Raw genomic sequence first — 21,240 nt, forward strand, 5'->3', positions numbered from 1 at the left:
TCATATCATGAATGCTGGTATAATGAAAAGATACGATGATAGAGAGGAAAGGCGAGAAAAAACAAAAAAGAAGGGAGAGATTCTATTGGCCAATCATGTCATTGTTACCGATGAAATGCTTCTTGAACAGATGCGCAAGTATTACGCCGCAAACGTTACAAGCCATCTTCCCGCTGGTGCCTTATTCGTTGCTAAACTCTCAGGTTGTACAATTACCGCCTACCGTTCAGGAAAAGTATTGTTTCAAGGAAAAGCAGCAGAGGAAGAAGCAGCAAAATGGCAAAACCAAACGGAAAAAAAGAAAACAACATCCCCAGCAGCCACTTTAGCTACTGTATCAGCCGTCGGATCGGATGAAGTCGGCACTGGAGATTATTTTGGACCAATTGTTGTCGCTGCTGCTTATGTTGATAAAGAGCATATTAAAGAAGCTGTATCAATGGGAGTAAAAGATTCCAAACAATTAACCGATGAAACAATTATCCGACTTGCACCCATATTAATGGATCGATTCGCATACGAAACAGTGATTCTTGCAAATGAAACGTATAACGAATGGCAGCAAAACGGGATGCCGCAAACAAAAATTAAAGCGTTATTACATAACCAGGCAATTAGGAGTTTGACAGAAAAACTCTTGCCAACTGAACCTGAAGCCATTATTATTGATCAATTTATTGAAAAAGATTTATATTTCCGCTATCTCGAAAATGAAGAACATGTGATTCGCAAACATGTATACTGTTATCCGAAGGCGGAAACGATTCACATAGCTGTAGCGGCTGCCTCGATTATTGCCCGCTACGTCTTTTTGCAGGAGATGAAGCGATTGAGCAATGAAGCTGGCATACAACTTCCAAAGGGAGCAGGGATGCAAGTCGATCAAGCTGCAGCCACATTGATTCAGTTACGCGGAATCACTGCTTTAAACAAGTATGCAAAAGTTCACTTTGCTAATACAAACAAAGCGATGCAGCTATCAAGCAAATAACCGCACAACATATTCGTGTTGTGCGGCAACAAATCTCTCAAATACTTTTCCGTCATGATTCAAATGTATGCCACGATACTATGCGCTTTTCCCTAAATAATGCCTTTCCCTTTGAGATAACTTATAACCGTGTCGCCCCCTTCAGCAATCGAGCATTTATCCGTTTCAATGACAATTTCTGGGAACAAAGGGGCCTCGTATGGAGAGTCGATGCCTGTGAACTGCAAAATCGCTCCTCGTCTCGCTTTCTGATAGAGTCCTTTAGGATCTCTTTTCTCACAAATATCAAGGGGACATCTCACATAAACCTCGATAAACTCCCCCTCTGGGAAAAGATTTCGTACTTGCTCACGGTCCTCGCGAAAAGGAGATACAAGAGCCGTTAATGTAATAATCCCACAATCTACGAAAAGCTTAGCCACTTCTCCGATGCGGCGTATATTCTCGGCCCTGTCCTCCTTACTAAATCCCAACCCTTTATTTAGCCCATATCGAATGTTATCACCATCTAAAATATAACTTCTTACACCTAACTGATGCAATTTAACTTGAATGGCATTTGCTAACGTGGACTTCCCTGATCCAGATAATCCTGTAAACCAAAGAACGCAGCTTTTATGCCCATTCAACTTCTGTCTATCTTGTTTTGTAATCGTTGATGGATGCCATACAATATTATTAGTCACCGGGCTCCCTCCGTCCCAACTTTCCTAATATGATCTTGCATCCCTTCAATAAGTATGTTTGCGACTTCAGGACGGCTAAACTCCTTTGGCGGCAATTCCCCATTCCGAAGCATTTCTCTTACCTTTGTTCCCGATAGCACGATATGATACTCACGATCATGCGGACATGTTTTTGTCGATGCCATTCCTCTACATTTTGTGCAATAGAAGCTATGCTCAAAAAATAATGGGATAATCCCGAGTTCCTCCCGGGTAAAGTTTAGAAAAATGGCTTGCGCCTCATATGTGTCATAATAATTCCCAACTCCTGCGTGGTCGCGTCCAACAATGAAATGTGTACATCCAAAGTTTTTGCGCACTATCGCATGGAAAATGGCTTCGCGCGGCCCAGCGTAGCGCATGGCAGCTTGAAACGCCCCAAGGAAGATGCGCTCTTTTGGGTAATAGTTTTCAAGTAATATTTGATAGCTTTCCATCCGAATATGTGCCGGGACATCATCTGATTTTGTCTCTCCCACTAATGGATGCAAAAACAGACCATCAACAGTTTCAAGCGCGCATTTTTGAATGTATTCATGAGCTCGGTGAACAGGATTTCTCGTCTGAAAACCAACAACACTTTTCCATCCAAGTTCCGTAAAATGCTTTCTCGTTTCTACTGGATCGAAGTAGAAAGGGGCAAAGATGCCTTTATCAGTACGTTTAATAAGCGTAATTGGTCCGCCGATGTAAACGTTAGGCTTTTCATATAACTTCTTAACTCCCGGATGAGCGATTTCATTTGTTTTATATACAAAGAGTGCTTCTTTTTGTTTATCAGGGTAATAAATGTCATCGATTTCAATCACGCCGTATACCTCATCGTTATAAATGAGCTTTGCCGCTTCACCAATAGAAAGGTTATTCGCTTCTTCTTCTGTAACAGCAAGCGTGATCGGAATGCTCCAGACGGTACCATCAGCAAGGCGCATTGTTTCAACGACAGATGTGTAATCCTCATGTCCTAAAAACCCCGTAAGTGGACTGTAAGCGCCATTAGCGATGAGCTCAAGATCGCTTAACTCTGCGTATGACAACTTAATTTCTTGCGTTATAGAGCTAAGTGGATATTCGGGATTCCAGCGGTTTACTAATGTTCCGCCGTGTGGGGTGCTTAAATTCATTGTTGATAACCTCCTGAGGATATGAAGCATATTAGAAATTGCCATTTATCTATAAAAAGTAACGGTAAACGCAATAATTAGAATAATAATCCATACTAAAACAATAAATAGTAGTTTATTAACATACAGAGCATTGTAGGCAATTCCGACGCCGACAACAGAGCCGACAGTGATTTCGCCCGTCGATAACGGAATGCCCATGATGTTTGCGGCGAATAGAGGAATCGCGGCAGCTGTCAAAATAATAATAACGATTTGAATCGTTAAAATGGACGATGGGATAATCCCGGAACCGATTGTCTTCACGACTTCTCCTCCCCCGAGGCTGCCGAGGAAAACACCGATACTGCATAGCGGAAGAGCAACATATCTTCTTTTGATCGCACCGGATTCATATGCCACTCCCATTGCTGCAGCCGCACCGCTCGCCCCAATGTTCATTGCAAAAAAGAAGGAAATAATAAAAGCTATTGTCGTGAGCATCATTGTTTTTCCTCGTGCAGATTATGAAGACCGCATTCCGTTTTTTCGCTTCCGGCCCATCTCCCTGCCCGCAAATTGTTTAAGTCGTTCACAGGCAATGTGCACGTTTCGCAACCAATGCTCGGATAATTGTAATCATGCAGTTCATTGTAAGGCAAATCATTTAGTCTAATGTAGTTCCAAACATCTTCCCATGTCCAATAAATGATTGGACAAATTTTTATTCGTTGAAATTTTTCATCTCTATTAATAAAATCAATATGTTTCCTAGCATCCGATTGCTCACGCCTTAACCCTGAAATCCAAGCTTTTGCTTCCGCTAGCCTTTCCTTAAGAGGAACTACCTTACGAAGATGGCAGCAAAGATTTGGATTATCCTTCCATAATTCGTTGCCATAAAACTTCTCCTGCTCCTCAAGACTAATCCGAGGCTTTACCATTTCAATATTTAGGCTAGGATACTTTTTCTTTATTTTTTCAATCACATCGTAAGTTTCTTTAAAATGCAGCCCTGTATCTAGAAACAGTACAGTGGCGGTTTTGTTAACTTTGGAAATCAGATCGATCAAGACGACCCCTTCCGCCCCGAAACTACAGGCATATACCACTTTGTCGCCATATTCACGATAAGCCCATTTGATCACATCCATATAATCAGTCATTTGCTTTATTGCATTTTCTACATATTTTCGGTCCCATGTCTCATATGTCAGCATTTTTCTGGTTAACTCCTTTCTATTACAAATCGTTATCATCTGTTCTATTTACCAATTTGTTTTTACTGACTCGTAAACTAGGTCAAAACCTATAGGCAAAATATTCACGCAAGATAAAAATGTTCTTCGTAAGAAAGCCTAATTATAACTCCATCTAAACTTTATCAATAATGGGTAACATTGGTTAGCATGGGTGAATATAATTCTTTTGACCTTGAACATAAAACGAGGTGGAAAACACGATGACCATTACGATATACCAGGGCAATGACCAAAAGCTGAGAGCCTCTGATATAAACATCGTCATTGATGTCATTCGCGCTTTTACCGTTGCGCATTACGCATTTCTTCATGGCGCCAAAAACATTTTGCTTGTTCCGTCCGTTGAGGAAGCATTCTGGTTAAAATCAGCACATCCTCATTACCTATTGGCCGGGGAGGTGAACGGTCTAGCAATTCAAGGGTTTGACCTAGATAATTCTCCAAAACGTCTCTTATCCCACGATGTAAAAAATAAAACGTTGGTCCAAAAGACAACCAATGGGGTAAAGGCGACACTGAATTCCTTGAACGCCGAAAATGTTTTCGTAACAGGTTTTTCAAATGCGAAAACGACTGCAACCTATGTTCGAGACTTAGGGAAAGATCTTTCCATCAACATCATTGCCTCTCATCCAACGGGGGATGATGATCTGGCTTGCGCCGAATATATCCGAGGGATTATTAAAGGAGAGAATGGGCCCACAGCGTCCGATGTAATGAATCGAATTAAAAACTCGTTTGCTGCGCAAAAATTTTATGATCCAAACAGATGTGAGTTTAACCGTGAAGATATTGATTTTTGTATGCGTGAGATAAATAGCGATTTTGTAATGTGGGTGAACAAATCCAAAGAAATACCAACAATTGAGAGGTTAAAAATATGAGCGATTCTGCACTTCTCTTACCAATAAGAGAATCAAAACCGAGAAACCGCGGGATTACTATTTTAATTGATAATGGTGTTCCATTAAATTATTTTAAGGATACAATTGATAGCAACGAAAATTTCATCGATTTTGTCAAGTTCGGTTGGGGAACGTCGCTTCTTACCAAACATATAGAAGAGAAAATCGCTTGCCTCAAGGAAAACGATATTCAATTCTTTTTTGGCGGCACGTTATTTGAGAAGTTTTGCAGTCAAGGAAAAGTGGAGGATTTTTATCATTACTGCAAGACATACGGCTGCAAATACGTTGAAATTTCTAATGGTACTATAAACTTAACAAACAAAGAAAAAGCAAAGTTCATTTCTGAGTTTTCCCAAGAATTCCATGTGTTGAGCGAGGTAGGAAACAAAGACTGCGACAAATCCGCCCTGCAAAGCCCTGCTGAATGGCTTGAGTATATTATCGAGGACCTTGAAGCCGGAGCAGAAAAAGTGATTACTGAAGCGAGAGAGAGCGGAACGAGCGGTTTATGCCATCGCAATGGCGAAATTCGCCAAGGATTAATGGACGAAATCATTTTCTCTGGAATCAATATTGATCGTATCATTTTTGAAGCACCTACGAAAACAATGCAGACTTACTTTATTAAATTATTTGGTTCTAATGTAAATCTAGGGAATATACCGTTTGCAGATGTCATTCCTTTAGAAACATTAAGATTAGGCCTGCGCTCTGATACGTTTTATTGCTTTGAACAGGAGGAAAACAAATGAGAGATACAAATAAGGTGTTTCATCTTGCGATTCCTTGTAAAAATCTCGATGAAACCGTTGATTTTTATGAAAAGCTCGGGTGTCGCTTAGCAAGACGCTACAACGATAGAGTCACTTTTGATTTTTTTGGCGATCAACTCGTCTGCCATCTCAGCCCTGAGAACATTGAAAAGCAGCCGAAAATGTACCCTCGGCATTTTGGCATTACATTTATTAATGAAGAAGAATTTTATCATGTTTTAAATATGGCCAAAGAAAAAGAGCTTCCTTTTTTCCAAGAACTGATGGTTCGGTTTGAAGGAAAACAGGAGGAGCATGTAACTTTCTTTTTAATCGATCCAGCGAACAACCTATTAGAATTTAAGTATTACCACGATGTGAACATGGTGTATTAGCGAATCAAAAATATATCAGGGGACGTTGCTTCATTGAAAAAATATGGCTATGAACCTCCCACCTCCACTCCGTTAAGAGGTGGGAGGTTTCTCGTTGAATATGTGAAACAATTCAAAGGAAATACTGTACATAGCTCCGTTGTTTTTTACTAGAAGTTATTAAAAAGCATGAATGAACATATATAAATACATGAAAAATGATCTTCAATAACATATCAAGGATGATTTTTGTGAATAACTATTTAAATCATGATTCGTTCGTCGTTTTTCGCATATTGTTAAGAAAGTACCTTCTAGTGATTGCAGGAAGTATGATACAAGGCTTTGCTATGGGGGTTTTTCTTTTCCCCAACTCCATTCCTTCAGGCGGGGCCGGCGGGATTACAGTTTTGCTTAACTATATATTCCATATTCCAGCAAGCCTTGCATTATGGCTTGTCAATGCATCGATGCTCGTCGTTGCCTTTCGCTATTTAGGAAGCGCAAGCACAGTAGGCACACTGATAGGGATCACTGTTACTTCTCTCTCGGTTCAATTTTTTGAATCGAATTTGTACATGCCTTCCCCCAATGTTTGGATTGATCTTTTCATTGGCTCATTTTTTTTAGGTGTAGGAGTGGCCATCCTTATGCGGCAAGGGGTCTCGCAAGGGGGAATTGGCATCATTGCTCTCATTATCGCAAAATCAAGAAGAATCAACCCTGGAAAACCTCTCTTCTGGATTAATGGCAGTATTTTTATAATTACTGGCTACATTATTGATTGGAAAATTGTTATCCAAGCTATTTTTTGTCAATGGATGTCCACTCAAATTGTCGATTGGTTATATAGCCTCCACATTCCGCGAAAAACGTCTTTCTCTGCGCTAGGCTGGCGCCGAAGATAATTGTCTGCCAATGCTGCATACAATAATGCCCAAAAAATGAACGTGGGGGAATCCTCTCTAAACAATGCTCCTCTCCCCTATACCCTATTTAGAGGGAGGAGACTCTCGGCGGATATGTTAAATAAAAAAGAGGCCAGATTTTTTCCGGCCTCTTTCTCATTGACGCGTTGATTGCTCCGATGAAACACCCTCACTAGATAATATTGCCGCCTGAAGGCAACAAATCATTAATATCTTGATCGGTTAATGTGTTTCTCCCTAGCTTATTCGGGTTTTTCTCTTTGTCCTTTTGATTGACACGGATCATTGTTAAAGCAAGCAGGCCAACCACAAATGTAAGCCCTGCGATAGACATAAACATCCCTATTTTCGACCAACCCATCAACCTCCCAAAAACTGGAGGTCCTATAGCTACACCTAAGAAGCGGACAGACCCGTAAAGCGATGTCACAAATCCTCTTCTTTCCTTTCCGACAGCGTTAGTGATAAAACTGTTTATACAAGGCAATACGAGCCCGGTTCCTACACTGCTCAATGTTAAAATCGAAATAAATGGGATTAACCGGGAGAAAAATGCTAGCGTGGCGTAAGAAATTGTCATAAAAAGAAACCCGACAACGATTAAAATTTTCATCAACCGTTGCCGTTTGCCAATTTTGGCACCGGTTATATAGGATGTTGTGCACATGACCAATAACGGAATAGCGAGAATGAGTCCCTTTTTAACTCCGTCAATTTGATGATTCTTTTCTAATATGTCGGACAAATAAAAAAGAATACCGAAAAGTGTAAAAAGACAAGTAGCCCCCGCTAGGTAAGCCGTGAACAGCCACCTTCCTTCATGTTTGAATACACTTAACAATCCTTTTACATATTTCCCAAACGGAGGCGGCTCTTTCTTTTTCTCTTTCTCCTTAATAAAGATCCAAGCCAATATGATCGAAACAACACAGAAGGCCGGAAAGGCAAAAAATACGCCATACCATACAAGCAGTGCAATAAGAGATCCTAAGATCGGCGACAATACTTTTCCGAAACCATTCGATGCCTCCACAAGTCCCAATACTTTGCTTTCCTCTGATCCTTTAAAAAGATCCCCGGTAAGCGCCATCGCAATCGGAGCTGTGCCAGCCGCCCCGATTCCCTGAAGAGCCCTCCCGATCAGAACCCATATATAGGCATTGGAAAATGCGCTGGAAGCGAACCCCGCTAATAGCCCACCAATTCCGTAAAGAAAAAGGGCAGGAATAATAATCGCTTTTCGCGAAAATCGATCGGATAAATAGCCTAAAATGGGAATAAAAATAGCGGCCGTTACCGAAAACACCGTGATCGTAAGACTTACCTGGAATTGTGAAATATCGAACTCAGATTTCATCCTAGGTAAAATTGGTATTAGCATCGAATTTCCCAACGTCATAATGAGTGGAATGGAACTAATCGCTGCAATGGTCATAGCGGAATGTCGTTTATTAGCTTCCACTTACAGACACCTTCCTCGAGTCACTTTTTAGTTCTCATTTAGATTGTCCGTAAGCATTTTATTTTATCCTTGAATGCTACACGCATTGTGACGCCATAGGGAACATCGGACACTTTTGAATTCCCAAACAGCATCTAACGTGCACTGCATATCAGTCTTGATACACAATCTCCTCCAATAAACGACCAGCCTCATATTTGGCTAATGACCTCATTTTATTTTTACACCGCGCAGGAGAACATCTCTGGATTTTGCTTGTTGGAGTTCGCGTTATCTAGTCAATCCTTTTTCAATACATAACAAAAGACCGGACAACGCAATACATTTTCGCATTGTCCGGTTACCTTTTTGCAAAAGATGAAACTTATTGATCGCGGTCGTTTTTTACGCTAAACAATCGCTAAAAAAGCTACCAAACCGCTGCTGAGAGCGCAATCTGTTTCTAAAGTTGATTTACAATATTTTTTTCTGTACATAAACGATCCACAGAAAGACCACAAACCCATACAATTACTTCATAAACGGCCACCAATTGGCTTTGCCAAACGTTTCGACGATGACAGGGATTAACAGCGGAAGAACAATAAACGCATATAGCGCGAGCCCCGTTAAAATAATCGTGGCGATCTGCAATAAGGAAAGTACGCCAGAAGGATACATCGCGGCAAACGTCCCTCCTAAAATAATAACCGCGGAAATAATGACTGTTCCCATATTTTTCATCGCCGTAATCATTGCTTCCTGCACTGGCATCTCCTTATATTCGTTAAATCGGTCCATAAGGAAAATGCTATAATCAATGCCAAGCGCCATCAGCATGACAAAAGCGAAGAACGGAACCGCCCAGTTAATGCCGTCATAACCGAGGCCGTTGACGAAAATAAGCTCTGTGACGGCCATCGATGTATAGTACGTTAAAACGAGCGATAAAATTAAATACAACGGCATAATCAACGAACGAAGCAACACGATTAAAATAAGAGCAATGCCAATAAACATAAACATGACGGTATGTGAGTAATCTTTTTCAGATACTTCGTTTAAGTCGGAATAAATGCTCGTAACACCGCCGATTCCTACTTTAGCATTTTCTAATTTTGTATCTTTTACAGCGCGTTCAACCGCTTGTTTCAGTTCTTTTATTTGGCTCATCGTCGCTGTTGAATAAGGATTTTTCTTAAAGACGACATCAAATGTCACCACTTTTCCATCTTCCGACATGTACGCTTCTTTCGCCCGGGCAAACTCTTGGCTTTCTAGCACTTGTTTCGGCATATACCATCCAGCTAACTCTTTGTCTGGTGATGAAGAGAGATCGGATAAATACGTTTTCGCCGAACCAAGACCGCTCTCTACTTGCTTAAGCCCGTTGGCGCTTTTATCTAAGCCGGTAATAAGCTGATCCATTTGGCCGTTGAGCTTTGAAAATCCTTCTAATAACTGCTGCTGACCGTTGTTGACTTGACTTAGTCCATTTGAAAATTGCGGCAGTTGCTGAATGATTTTCGCTTGACCGTCCGCTGCTTTCTCCATTCCTTGCTGCAACTGTTTCAATCCAGCGATTAATTTCGTCATTCCTTCAATTAACGCTTTTTGACCAGCAATAAGCTCGCTGAATGAACGATTTGCTTGACGAACGCCGTCGCTCGTTTTTTGCAGCGCTTCGTTTAACTGGACAAGACCATCGGCCATCTGTTTCGACTGTCCAGCAAGCACTGCCACTGTCCCTTTCACTTGTTGGTACTCGGCATCCTGCTGCAATTCTGGATGCGTTTGTTGAACATGTTCAAGCGAGCCATTTACTGTGGATAATTGTTGCGATAATGCCTGAATCCCTGTTTGCATCTGTTGATATTGCCCAACCAATGAAGACAGTCCAGAACCGGCTGTTTCATATCCTTGCAACAGTTGCTCGGCGCCTGCAAGCAGTTTTTTGGCATTTTCCTGAACAGCCGAAAGCCCATTTTTCACTTCGCCAGCTCCCATCGCCCCGCCGCGGACTCCGTTTTCAATTTGCGACAGCCCTTTTTGCAAATCGCTGATTCCTGCTTTCAATCGCCCTGTCCCCGATACGAGCCCTTCAATGCCGCTTGTTGCCTGTTCAAGCTTTGGCGTTGAAGCAGAAAGCTGCTCGTTTGCTTTGCTTAATCCTGAACGAATTTGCTCAATGCCATCGGCTCCTTTTCCAAGACCATCTTTCAACTGCTTTGCCTGCTTGGTGACAAACAATTGTTCAATGGGCTCTCCCGTTGGCCGTGTGATAGAACGAACATGATCGACTCCATCCACTTTTTCTACTTCGCGGCTTATTTTTTCAATGAGCGCAAGATATTCAGGTGAATCCATCGTTTCATCGTTTTTCATGACAATTTGCGTCGGCATCGCCTCGCCCGGCTTAAAGCTTTTAGCGATAATATTAAACGCTTTAACTGACGCATAGCGATCGCCGATTTCTTCCATGGAATTAAAAGACAATTTACCATCATACGTCAACAGCACCGGAAGAGTAATGACAGCCACTACTAAAAGCGAAACAAGCGGTTTGGCGAATGAAACACGGCCCGCCCATTCCCATAGCTTGCTTTGTTTATGCTCAAGCGTTCCTTTCGCCGGCCAAAATAGTTTTGGACCAAGCACAGCCATAAAAAACGGCACAAGCGTCATCAGCGCAATAAGCAAAACGGCAACGCCAACAGCCACAGCAGCCGCTGACTGGTACAATTTAAATGTCGAAAGCCCGATGGCCGCAAAACCGATCATAACCGCAAGCCCGCTAAACAACACCGTCTTCCCTGCTGTTCGATACGTGGCTATAATCGCATCTGTACGATTTTCATATCTCGGCAGCTCTTCTTTAAAGCGGCTTAAAAGCAAAATACAATAATCGGTGCCAATTCCAAATAACACAGCCACTAAAAACGTTTGTGTAAATGTTGAAAGCGGAAAATTCACGCGATCAACCAAGAAGGCCACGATCGACTGCGCCGCCATATACGTTGCTCCCACCGTAAGCAATGGGACGAAAGGAGCGACAAGCGAACGGAAAACAACAAATAGAACGACTAAAATAAAAACGAGAGTAATTCCCTCTGTTTTTTTCAATCCTTCTTGCGAGCTTACAATCACGTCCTCATCAATCATCCAGCTGCCAGTGTAATAATGCGGGAGGCTAATGTTATCAATCGCCTTATAGAGAGCATCGCTAATTTCTTTAGCGCTTCGTCCTTTTTTGTCCAATTTAATCGATGTTAAAATCGTTGTGCCATCCTTAGAAACAAGCTGATTTTTCAATTCTTTTTCATGAAACGGAGAAACGATTTGTTTGATGCCAATTTTTTCTTTATTATCTTCTAATTGCTGAATCGCTTTCTCCGCTTCTTTCCAATCTTTGTCCGTCAGTTTTCCATTGCGATGAAAAACGAGGGCAACGCTCGTTTCATTGCCTTTTTGCTCTTTTTGCTGCACTTCATTTAAGATGTCCATTGCCAATGAAGACGAATACCCTTTCGGAACCGTAATTTGTCCCTTCTCCCGAACAAGATTGGCCATATTGGGCGCTGCCATCAACAACATAACGATAGCCACGACCCAAGTAACTAAAACGAACCACTTTCCCCTCACGATGGCTCTCATGCTTTCTCCTCCAACTCTTGTAAAATATTCGCCAGCTTTTCATACGTTTCGATAAACGATTCAATTTCCTGCTCCGAAAACTTCATTATGAAGGACTCCACAAGTTTATGAATTCTTTCCTCCGTTTTTTTCAGCCACGCATCGCCCTGCTCTGTCAACGTCAAATAAACGACGCGCCTGTCATTTTCATCACGCGTCCGCTTCATCAAGCCTTTGTCGACAAGCCGATTCGTCATTGCCGTAATGGCGCTTTTATTGACCATAAACGCCGAGGCAAGTTCCGTCGATGTACAGACGCCTCGCTTGCTCATGTAGCGCAACAAATAATATTGGTCATTCGTCATTTCTTCATCAAGTTCGCATTTCACGAGCGCTGCCGCCTTTTTCGTGACGAAAAACGAGACGGAAAGATACCTCTCAATTAATTGATTTAGTTTTTCTACGTGCAAAACGGCACCCCCGATATTTCAATTATTTAACTATTAAATAATGTAACTATTAAAAAAAGAAAAGTCAACGGAATAGAACGATAAAATTGGTTTTCATTGAACATAGCCGCTAGTTCTTAACTGCAATTGCTTCTTCTAAACAATCATTATTCAACAACAAAACCCCCATTGTACAAAACTTTCGTACAATGGAGGCTGTATTGAGCGATTTTTCTGCACTTTTTTCAAGAAGTCAACGATATCCAGCTTTTTATGCTGCGATATCGCGCTTTTGAAAAGTAAACCAGGCAATTGCGTTAAATAAGATAAAATAAAGGAAAAGCATCATCATCGAGAACGGCATCGTCATCCCTTTTACCATCGGCATGCCGTCAATATACTGCGTCAAATTAGTGTTGGCAAATAACAAATACTTCGCCCAATCGAATTTCATCGCTAAAAAAAACGTGATTTGCGGACCGATAAATAAAGAAAATGTCGCTAAACCGATGGCGAGCGATTGATTGCGGAAAACAGCAGAAATCATAAACGCAAAGGTGGCCATCATCACAAGATCGGCGCAATTCAACGCATATGCTTGTAATACATATATCACCATGTTTTTCTCTACAACCGTTCCATTTTGATACGCTAAATATGGCTCGCGAATCGTTTCAATTCCAAAAAGGATCGCGCTGGCGACCGCAGAAACGAGAAACAGTAAGCCGAGCATGCACACGGCAAACAACAACGCCGCGATATATTTAGAAAGCAAAATTTTCGCTCGACTCGCCGGACGAATGAGCAGCATCTTAATCGTGCCCCACGAAAACTCGCTCGCTACACTGCCGGCTGCAACAATAATGGTAAACAAAGTGACTAAAGAAATAATATCGGCGGAGTTCACTAAATATCCCCAAAACGTGTTGGACTGTAGCGGTTTAATATTATGTTCTAAACGATACTCGTTAATTTTCACCTGCTGTTGTAAATGTTCTTTATAAGTTTTTTGTATGTTTTTTTCCTTCAACTGTTCCTTCGCACCGCTGATTTCTGATGCGATTTCCGCCTTCCAGTCGGCCGGTTCCCGGTAAGTCGTCTTTGTAATGACCGCTCCCACTACGGAAGCGAGCACTAACAGCCCAATCATCACCCATGTGCCAAAGCGGCGGTAAATTTTCATATTTTCGTTTTGAATAAGCGAAAAAAGATTAGACAATTTCGTTTCCTCCCGTCATCTCAAGAAATCTCTCTTCCAATGATTTGGCGAGCACTTGAATGCCGTATATATTAATTTGCCCGTCCACTAAAGCGGCAGTCAAATTCGGTATTTCCTTGTAGTCAAGTGGTATTTCGATTCCTTGGTCGGTATGTGTAATATTAATGTGAGGATACCGTGTTTGAATAAGCTGTAACGCTTTTTCTACCGGTTCAACGGTAAACAACACCTTCTCTATTTGTTTTGAAAGTTCTTGTACGGATTCAATCGTGACAAGTTTCCCGTGCTGGATAATCGCAAAACGGTCGCACATCATCTCCATCTCAGTCAAAAGATGGCTAGATACAATAATCGCCAATCCTTCCTCCCTTGCCAGCTTGCGCAAGTAGTCGCGAATTTCGCGAATCCCCGCCGGATCAAGTCCGTTCGTTGGCTCATCCAAAATGAGGAGCGACGGGCGATGAAGCAATGCCTGCGCCAACCCTAACCGTTGCCTCATGCCGAGCGAGTACGTTTTTACTTTATCATGGATGCGATGCTCCAGCCCGACGAGCTGGACGACCTCGTCTATTCTTTCTTCCGTCACTCCTGTTGTCATCCGCGCATAGTGAATTAAATTTTGGTATCCCGTTAAAAATTTATACATCTCCGGATTTTCAACGATTGCACCGACATGCTGGATCGCTTTCTCAAAATCGCGGGCGATGCTGATGCCATTAATGAGCACTTCACCGCTTGTGATGCCCATTAAACCGACAATCATCCGAATCGTCGTCGTTTTTCCTGCGCCGTTCGGCCCAAGCAGCCCGAACACTTCCCCGGCAAAGACTTCGAGCGACAAATCGTGAATAATCGTTTTCCTGCCGATCTCTTTCCTGACATGTTTCAACTGCAAAAGCGGGTTCATAAATTTCTCTCCCTTTTTGATTTTTTATTGCTTTTCATAATTGTTGCGGGGATATATAGATTTTTTCTTCATTCTCCAAACGAGCAAAGATAAAAGGAGAACAATGCCGATACTACCTCCTACCAATTGTTCTAACAGTATTTCCCCTGTCTTAAAATAATGAATGAAAAGAGCCCCGCCACATATCAAAATGATCAATGTAGACAACTGCAATAATGTATGAAACGCCTCCAATACGTTTCTCCCCTTTCTGAAATAATAAAACGAAACAACATATTAAGAGGTTTCAAAATTATTCCACAAAACGCTGTCTTCCATTTTTTTAGTATTTAGATACCTTCTATCTTATCCGTACAATAATGCTCTGTAAGTTTTTGTCTTCCCATTTCACTTATTTCCTTTCAATTCCATATACAAACAAATTTTAGAGATCTCGGTGAGTTCCTTTCTATATTATTTAATACACAATCAAAAACAACTCGATAGAATGAAATGGTTAATTCAAAGCATCCTCAAGCTTGCAAGGCTTGATGCAAAAGCTATCGAGCTCGATCAGAAAACCCAAAATCTCAATAAAACGGTAAAGGAAGCTATAGATGCTTTAAAAGATAAAGCCGTTGAATCAAAAGTTCATATTCATTTTCATGAGAATGAAGAGGTGGGACTAAACCATGACCGCTTATGGATGAAAGAGGCTTTCATTAATATTATTAAAAACTGCATAGAACACACTCCAGAACAAAGGGAAATCAATATAGAGATAATAGCAAATCCTATCTATATACGAGTAATTATCGAAGATCAAGGAGAAGGCATAAGCGAAGACGATCTTCCTCACGTTTTCAAGCGTTTTTATAAGGCAAAAACGTCGAAAAAGCCTGATTCGGTAGGCATCGGATTGGCTTTAGCGAAATCGATTATCGAGTCGCATGGCGGCATGATTGAAGCGAAGAGCGAGATCGGAAAAGGCACGGCGTTTTGGATCACCTTTCTTAACTATTAACAGAAAAACCCCCATCGTATGCTCTTGCATAAGATGGGGGTTTTCGTTATCCGCGCAAGGTTGCGCCGAATTGTTGTTCCACCGCTTTAATAACCTGTTCATGAACAGCGGTGACTTCTTCGTCCGTAAGCGTGCGCTCTGGGTCGTAGTAACGGAGCGCGAAGGCGATCGATTTTTTCCCTTCTGGGAGGCGGTCGCCTTTATACACGTCGAAAATCGCAACGTCTTTCAACAGCTCGCCGCCCGCTGCGACAATCGCTTTTTGCACGTCGCCAGCAACGACATGCTCATCAACGACAAGAGCAATATCGCGCGCGATCGATGGGAAGCGCGGAATCGCCGCATAGCGGATTTCTTCGACGTCGGCATTTAATACGTCCGCTAACGCAAGTTCAAACACATACGTTTCTTTCAAATCGAATTCCTTTTGCACAACTGGATGAAGCTGGCCGACAAAGCCGATCGTTTTGCCATCTAGCAAAATATCGGCTGTGCGCCCTGGATGAAGATGTTCGCGTTTTGCTTGTTTGTATTCGATGCGTTTCTCTAATCCTAGCAGCGCGAACAATCCATCTAAAATGCCTTTAACAACATAGAAGTCGACCGCTTTTTTCTCACCTTGCCATAAATGCGCGTGCCATACGCCTGTCAAGACGCCAGCGAGGCGCTCTTTTTCGTTTGGCAGTTCATGCTCGCCGCTGGCCAAGTAAACGGAGCCTGTTTCATACAGCGCCACGTTTTCAACCTGGCGGGCACGGTTGTAGCTCGCCGCTTCCAACAAATGCGGCACTAAGCTTTGCCGCAAGACGCTGCGCTCTTCGCTCATCGGCAGCGCCAAGCGAATCGGTGCAGCCGCCTCAAGGGCAAACATCGGCGCTTTTGCCTCGTTTGTGAGCGAATACGTAATGGCTTGAAGCAAGCCGGCATCTTCTAAATAACGGCGCACTTTGCGGCGCTTCGCTTGATACGGCGTCAATTTGCCTGGTGTCGCTTCGGCGATTGGCAGCGTCGCCGGCAAATTGTCATAGCCATAAAGGCGCGCCACTTCCTCAATAATATCTTCTTCAATCGCGATATCGCGGCGGCGCGATGGCACCGTGATTGTAAATGTACCGTTATCTTCTGTGAAGGCAAATTGCAAGTTCGTTAAAATATTGGCGACTTCGTCTTTCGTAATCGCTGTTCCAAGCACTTGGTTAATGCGGTCTAGCGTAATGGTAACAACAACCTCTTTCGGCTGCCACGTATTCACTTCTACAACGCCGCCGGCCACTTCACCGCCTGCGTATTCTGCCATTAACGCCGCGGCACGGTCAAGCGCTTCCTTCGTGCGCGCTGGGTCAATGCCTTTTTCAAAGCGTGTGCTTGCTTCGCTGCGCAATCCGTGGTCTTTCACCGCTTGGCGGATGACCGGGCTTGCGAAATACGCGGATTCAATGAACACGGTCGTCGTGTCGTTTTGCACTTCTGAGTTCGCGCCGCCCATCACGCCGGCTAACGCCACTGGCTCCGCTCCGTTCGTAATGACAAGATGTTCTTCGGTCAGCGTGCGCTCCACATCGTCAAGCGTCACAATCGTTTCGCCTGCTTTTGCGCGACGGACTAAAATTTCTTTTGAGCCGAGGCGGTCATAGTCAAACGCATGAAGCGGCTGGCCGTACTCAAGCAAAATATAGTTCGTAATATCGACGACGTTGTTGTGCGGACGAATGCCGGCTGCCATTAAGCGCGCTTGCATCCAAAGCGGCGACGGGCCGATTTTCACATTTTTCACAATCCGTCCGGCATAAAGCGGGTTATCGTTTTGCGCGTCGACGCGTACTGAAATATAATCGCGAACGTTCTCTCCGTTCTCGCGAAGCTCAACCGCCGGAAGTTTCACTCCTCGGCCTAAAATCGCCGCTACTTCGTAAGCAACGCCGATCATACTTAAACAATCAGCGCGGTTTGGTGTCAAACCAAGCTCCAATACTTCGTCGTCCAAGTTGAGCAGTTCAAGCGCATCGGCGCCGACCGCTGCATCGCTTGGGAAGACGAAAATGCCGTCAGCGTATTCTTTCGGAACAAGCTTTGACTCGATGCCGAGCTCCTGTAACGAACAAATCATGCCGTTCGACTCTTCGCCGCGCAGTTTGGCGCGTTTAATTTTAAAATTGCCCGGCAGCACCGCGCCGACTTTCGCGACAGCGACCTTTTGCCCTTGCGCCACATTCGGCGCGCCGCAAATGATTTGCACCGGCTCTCCTTCGCCGATGTCGACTAAGCATTTGCTTAATTTATCGGCGTTCGGGTGCGGCTCTCGCTCGACGACATGGCCGATGACAACGCCTTGCGCTCCTTTGTTTAACACTTCCACACTTTCGACTTCGATGCCGCTTTTTGTAATGCGGTCAGCTAATTCTTTTGCCGTAATGCCTGTTAAATCGACATATTCTTGCAGCCATTTATATGAAACAAACATCTTTCCAACCTCCCCTTACACCCGATTGAATTGTTGCAAGAAACGAACATCGTTTTGATAGAAATGACGGATGTCGTCAATGCCGTATTTCAGCATCGCAATGCGTTCCGGCCCCATGCCGAATGCGAATCCCGTATATTTTTTCGAATCGAATCCGGCCATCTCTAGCACGTTCGGATGCACCATGCCCGCGCCTAAAATTTCGATCCAGCCTGTGCCTTTGCATACGTTGCAGCCGTGCCCGCCGCAGTTAAAGCATGACACGTCCACTTCCACCGACGGCTCCGTGAACGGGAAAAAGCTTGGACGGAAACGAATTTCGCGGTCGGCACCGAACATTTTGCGAGCGAACTCGCGCAGCGTTCCTTTTAAATCGCTCATGCGGATATTTTCATCGACGACAAGCCCTTCGATTTGGGTGAACTGATGTGAGTGCGTCGCATCGTCGTTGTCGCGGCGGTACACTTTACCCGGACAAATGATTTTGACCGGACCGCGCCCTTGATGCTTTTCCATCGTGCGCGCCTGCACTGGCGATGTATGCGTGCGCAGCAAAATTTCCTCGGTGATGTAGAACGAATCTTGCATATCGCGCGCTGGGTGGCCTTTTGGAAGATTGAGCGCCTCGAAGTTGTAATAGTCTTTTTCCACTTCTGGTCCTTCAGCGATCGTATAGCCCATACCGATAAATAAATCTTCAATTTCTTCAATGACGCGCGTCAACGGATGGTGGTTGCCTCTTCTGACCGCACGTCCCGGAAGCGTTACATCAATCGCTTCTGCTGCTAATTTTTTCTCGACTTCTTCTTGTTCAAGTTTTGCTTGTTTCGCTTCAAGCGCCGTTTGGATCGCTTCACGCACTTCATTGACGAGCGCTCCCATCACCGGACGCTCCTCAGGCGACAACGCCCCCATACCGCGCAGTACTTCAGTAATCGGCCCTTTTTTGCCGAGATACGCCACGCGCACCTCATTGAGCGCTTTTAAGTCGCTCGCCTGCGCAATTTTGTCAAGCGCTTCTTGTTGAAGCTGCTGTAAACGTTCTTTCATGAAAAAACCTCCTCTATGCAAAAATAAAAAACTCGCCCCTTGCGTAAGGGACGAGTGAAATCGCGGTACCACCCTTGTTAACAGCACAAAGCTGTTCACTTCATTGCGATAACGGCCATGGCCGGAACGCCTTTACATTTTGCCTAGCAAAATGGTCCAAGCGTCAACTCCAGAGGTGAATTCACTTGCTTCTACCATAAAAACGCTCCCAGTCTCCGGCGTTTTCTCCCTGGATGGCGAGGGGCAAGCTACTCTTCTCTATCATCGTTGTTTTCCTTATTTAGCTATTTTTATATTATAGGCAATCAAACGGCGCATTGCAACCTCTGTCGCGACAAAGATCGTTATCTCATGCGGCGCAATTCCGCGATATCCGCTTCTTGTTCGATGGAGCGGACCGAAAGCCGCTCTAATATTCTTTCTTGACGCGCTTGTCCTTCTTTTAAGCTCGCGACGTCTCGCTTTAACTCGGCGACATCTTTTTTCAATACCGTCACGTCTTCTTTCAATATAGCGACGTCTTGTTTTAGTATAGCGACATCCTCTTTCAACCCGGCCACATCTTCCTTCAACATGGACACGTCTTCTTTTAGCTGCTTCACATCGCCTTGCAAGCGGGCGATGTCTATTTTCATTTGCTCCATATGGGCGTTTTGCACATCGAGACGTTCAATAATCGCATTCAACAACGCTTTCATTTCATCCATTTTGAATCGTCTCCTTTTTATTTTCTATTTTACGGCTATCCACGCAAATGGTAAAGCAAAATCCCGGTTGCCACCGCCACGTTCAGCGACTCAGCTTGACCGTAAATCGGAATGTACAAATTTTTCGTCGTCTGCTCAAGCAATTCCTTGTTGACGCCGCTTCCTTCGTTTCCGACAAGCAGGGCAAACGGGCCGTCCGGCTGCACGTTCCGGTAATCTTCCCCGTTTTCTAACGACGTTCCGTAAATCGAAACGCCTTTCTCTTTGAATGTTTCAACCCATTCATGCAGCGAGCCGCGGATGACCGGCAAATGGAAAAGCGAGCCTTGCGTCGCGCGAATGACTTTTGGATTGTACACGTCCACGCATCCCTCTCCGAGGATAACGGCATCAATCCCCACCGCATCGGCCGTGCGAATCATCGTCCCGACGTTACCCGGGTCTTGTACCGCGTCGATGAGGAGCACTTGCGCCTTGCTCCAATCGAGCTCATCATGCTTCAACTGCTTGCACACCGCCGCGATCCCTTGCGGCGTTTCCGTATCGCTGATCGCTTTCATCACGTCTCCTGTGACAAGCGTGATCGGAAGGTGCGCTGCGTTCCAGCTTGGCGGCAGCTGTTTCGTTTCGTCTAGAATGATGTCAACAATCTCGATTCCGCTTTTTAACGCTTCTTCCACTAGATGAAATCCTTCAATTATAAATAAGCCCGTTTGCTCGCGTTCTTTTTTTGTTAATAGCTTTTTCCATTGTTTCACTTGTTGATTTTTTGTCGATTCAATTCGTTTCAATATGCATTCTCCTTTTGCTTTTCTTTCCCTGTATACATAATAAACGAAAAATCGACAAAAAATAAATGCGTAATACATAATAGAGGAGTGAAAACGATGAATTTAAATTTGCGTCATGCCATTATGCAAAACGTAGCAAACAACTCAAAAGAGCAGCTAGAGGATACGATTATCGATGCGATTCAACGCGGCGAGGAAAAGCTGCTTCCAGGTCTTGGCGTGCTATTTGAAGCCATTTGGAATCATTCGTCTGAGCAACAAAAGAATGAGATGTTAGCGACTCTTGAGCAAGCGGTTAAACAATAGAAACCAAAAAAATGTCCGGCCCCGTATGCTTTCGTCATACGTACGATGGGCCGGCGTTTTCTTTTTCCTTTGTGGCTGGTTCAGATCCTTTATTTATCAACTAAACATTTATGAACCTCTCCCACCTACATTTCATTTAGAGGTGGGAGTTTCTTACTACTCGATCGAAGAAGCTTCAACGCAGAAGAAGGCGGGCTTCTCCTGCTCGACGTTTGCATCGGAAGCCTTC

General features: G+C 43.7%; 19 protein-coding genes, 1 pseudogene and 1 other annotated feature. Of the genes and pseudogenes, 7 read left to right on the forward strand and 13 right to left on the reverse strand.

Annotation, left to right across the window (positions count from 1 at the left end; translation table 11 throughout):
• Positions 1 to 85: 85 nt before the first annotated feature.
• Positions 86 to 991 (forward strand): ribonuclease HIII, encoded by a 906-nt coding sequence (rnhC, locus tag N667_RS0110550; protein ID WP_027409541.1) that lies wholly within the window; start codon positions 86 to 88, stop codon positions 989 to 991.
• Between the two features lie 92 nt (positions 992 to 1,083).
• Here rnhC and cysC read toward each other — a convergent pair whose 3' ends face one another.
• The 4 genes and pseudogenes from cysC to N667_RS0110570 form a co-directional block, all read right to left on the reverse strand.
• Positions 1,084 to 1,677, reverse strand: coding sequence for an adenylyl-sulfate kinase (gene cysC / locus N667_RS0110555; protein ID WP_027409542.1), 594 nt, complete (start codon positions 1,675 to 1,677; stop codon positions 1,084 to 1,086).
• Positions 1,674 to 2,840 carry a sulfate adenylyltransferase gene (sat, locus tag N667_RS0110560; RefSeq protein WP_027409543.1) on the reverse strand — a complete coding sequence of 389 codons (1,167 nt, stop codon included), beginning with the start codon at positions 2,838 to 2,840 and terminating at the stop codon, positions 1,674 to 1,676. Before sat ends, cysC begins: the two co-directional genes overlap by 4 nt.
• A 54-nt stretch (positions 2,841 to 2,894) precedes the next feature.
• Positions 2,895 to 3,326, reverse strand: a pseudogene (locus N667_RS18580) (inorganic phosphate transporter); the annotation flags it as partial.
• Entirely contained in the window at positions 3,323 to 4,039 is a 717-nt protein-coding gene (locus tag N667_RS0110570) for a phosphoadenylyl-sulfate reductase (protein ID WP_035098725.1), read from the reverse strand. The pseudogene N667_RS18580 and the gene N667_RS0110570, both read right to left, overlap by 4 nt.
• A gap of 242 nt (positions 4,040 to 4,281) precedes the next feature.
• Between N667_RS0110570 and N667_RS0110575 the strand changes: the two genes are divergently transcribed.
• The 4 genes from N667_RS0110575 (at position 4,282) to N667_RS0110590 (ending at position 7,023) form a co-directional block, all read left to right on the forward strand.
• Positions 4,282 to 4,965, forward strand: coding sequence for a 2-phosphosulfolactate phosphatase (locus tag N667_RS0110575; protein ID WP_027409545.1), 684 nt, complete (start codon positions 4,282 to 4,284; stop codon positions 4,963 to 4,965).
• Complete coding sequence (locus N667_RS0110580; RefSeq protein ID WP_027409546.1) at positions 4,962 to 5,741, forward strand: phosphosulfolactate synthase; 780 nt, start codon at positions 4,962 to 4,964, stop codon at positions 5,739 to 5,741. Before N667_RS0110575 ends, N667_RS0110580 begins: the two co-directional genes overlap by 4 nt.
• A complete protein-coding gene (locus N667_RS0110585) occupies positions 5,738 to 6,136 on the forward strand; it encodes a VOC family protein (RefSeq protein ID WP_027409547.1) in 399 nt (132 codons plus the stop codon). The genes N667_RS0110580 and N667_RS0110585 overlap by 4 nt, the downstream gene beginning before the upstream one ends.
• A 230-nt stretch (positions 6,137 to 6,366) precedes the next feature.
• Positions 6,367 to 7,023 carry a YitT family protein gene (locus N667_RS0110590; protein ID WP_232223956.1) on the forward strand — a complete coding sequence of 219 codons (657 nt, stop codon included), beginning with the start codon at positions 6,367 to 6,369 and terminating at the stop codon, positions 7,021 to 7,023.
• 193 nt (positions 7,024 to 7,216) lie between these two features.
• On the opposite strand, the gene N667_RS18585 is transcribed toward N667_RS0110590, so the two are convergent.
• The 5 genes from N667_RS18585 to N667_RS0110615 all read right to left on the reverse strand — a co-directional run bounded on the left by N667_RS18585 (position 7,217) and on the right by N667_RS0110615 (position 14,693).
• Positions 7,217 to 8,479 (reverse strand): MFS transporter, encoded by a 1,263-nt coding sequence (locus N667_RS18585; protein WP_051530030.1) that lies wholly within the window; start codon positions 8,477 to 8,479, stop codon positions 7,217 to 7,219.
• 537 nt (positions 8,480 to 9,016) lie between these two features.
• Complete coding sequence (locus N667_RS0110600; RefSeq protein ID WP_027409549.1) at positions 9,017 to 12,139, reverse strand: MMPL family transporter; 3,123 nt, start codon at positions 12,137 to 12,139, stop codon at positions 9,017 to 9,019.
• A complete protein-coding gene (locus N667_RS0110605) occupies positions 12,136 to 12,588 on the reverse strand; it encodes a MarR family winged helix-turn-helix transcriptional regulator (protein WP_035098733.1) in 453 nt (150 codons plus the stop codon). The genes N667_RS0110600 and N667_RS0110605 overlap by 4 nt, the downstream gene beginning before the upstream one ends.
• Positions 12,589 to 12,838: 250 nt before the next feature.
• Positions 12,839 to 13,786 (reverse strand): ABC transporter permease, encoded by a 948-nt coding sequence (locus N667_RS0110610; protein WP_027409551.1) that lies wholly within the window; start codon positions 13,784 to 13,786, stop codon positions 12,839 to 12,841.
• A complete protein-coding gene (locus N667_RS0110615) occupies positions 13,779 to 14,693 on the reverse strand; it encodes an ABC transporter ATP-binding protein (RefSeq protein ID WP_027409552.1) in 915 nt (304 codons plus the stop codon). Before N667_RS0110615 ends, N667_RS0110610 begins: the two co-directional genes overlap by 8 nt.
• Before the next feature lie 487 nt (positions 14,694 to 15,180).
• On the opposite strand from N667_RS0110615, the gene N667_RS18590 reads away from it, so the two are divergent.
• Positions 15,181 to 15,696 carry a sensor histidine kinase gene (locus N667_RS18590; RefSeq protein ID WP_084279118.1) on the forward strand — a complete coding sequence of 172 codons (516 nt, stop codon included), beginning with the start codon at positions 15,181 to 15,183 and terminating at the stop codon, positions 15,694 to 15,696.
• 46 nt (positions 15,697 to 15,742) lie between these two features.
• Here N667_RS18590 and pheT read toward each other — a convergent pair whose 3' ends face one another.
• The 4 genes from pheT to N667_RS0110645 form a co-directional block, all read right to left on the reverse strand.
• Positions 15,743 to 18,157 (reverse strand): phenylalanine--tRNA ligase subunit beta, encoded by a 2,415-nt coding sequence (gene pheT, locus N667_RS0110630; RefSeq protein ID WP_027409554.1) that lies wholly within the window; start codon positions 18,155 to 18,157, stop codon positions 15,743 to 15,745.
• Between the two features lie 15 nt (positions 18,158 to 18,172).
• On the reverse strand, positions 18,173 to 19,207 hold the full coding sequence (gene pheS / locus N667_RS0110635; RefSeq protein WP_027409555.1) for a phenylalanine--tRNA ligase subunit alpha: 1,035 nt from the start codon (positions 19,205 to 19,207) through the stop codon (positions 18,173 to 18,175).
• 43 nt (positions 19,208 to 19,250) lie between these two features.
• Positions 19,251 to 19,481 (reverse strand) — a binding site (T-box leader).
• Between the two features lie 70 nt (positions 19,482 to 19,551).
• Positions 19,552 to 19,914 (reverse strand): hypothetical protein, encoded by a 363-nt coding sequence (locus N667_RS0110640; RefSeq protein ID WP_027409556.1) that lies wholly within the window; start codon positions 19,912 to 19,914, stop codon positions 19,552 to 19,554.
• Positions 19,915 to 19,949: 35 nt separating this feature from the next.
• Positions 19,950 to 20,705, reverse strand: coding sequence for a TrmH family RNA methyltransferase (locus N667_RS0110645; protein WP_027409557.1), 756 nt, complete (start codon positions 20,703 to 20,705; stop codon positions 19,950 to 19,952).
• 96 nt (positions 20,706 to 20,801) lie between these two features.
• Here N667_RS0110645 and sspI point away from each other — a divergent pair, with 96 nt between their 5' ends.
• A complete protein-coding gene (sspI, locus tag N667_RS0110650) occupies positions 20,802 to 21,011 on the forward strand; it encodes a small acid-soluble spore protein SspI (RefSeq protein WP_027409558.1) in 210 nt (69 codons plus the stop codon).
• Positions 21,012 to 21,240: the final 229 nt, after the last annotated feature.

Source organism: Anoxybacillus tepidamans PS2, from assembly GCF_000620165.1.
GTDB classification, from domain to species: domain Bacteria; phylum Bacillota; class Bacilli; order Bacillales; family Anoxybacillaceae; genus Anoxybacteroides; species Anoxybacteroides tepidamans_A.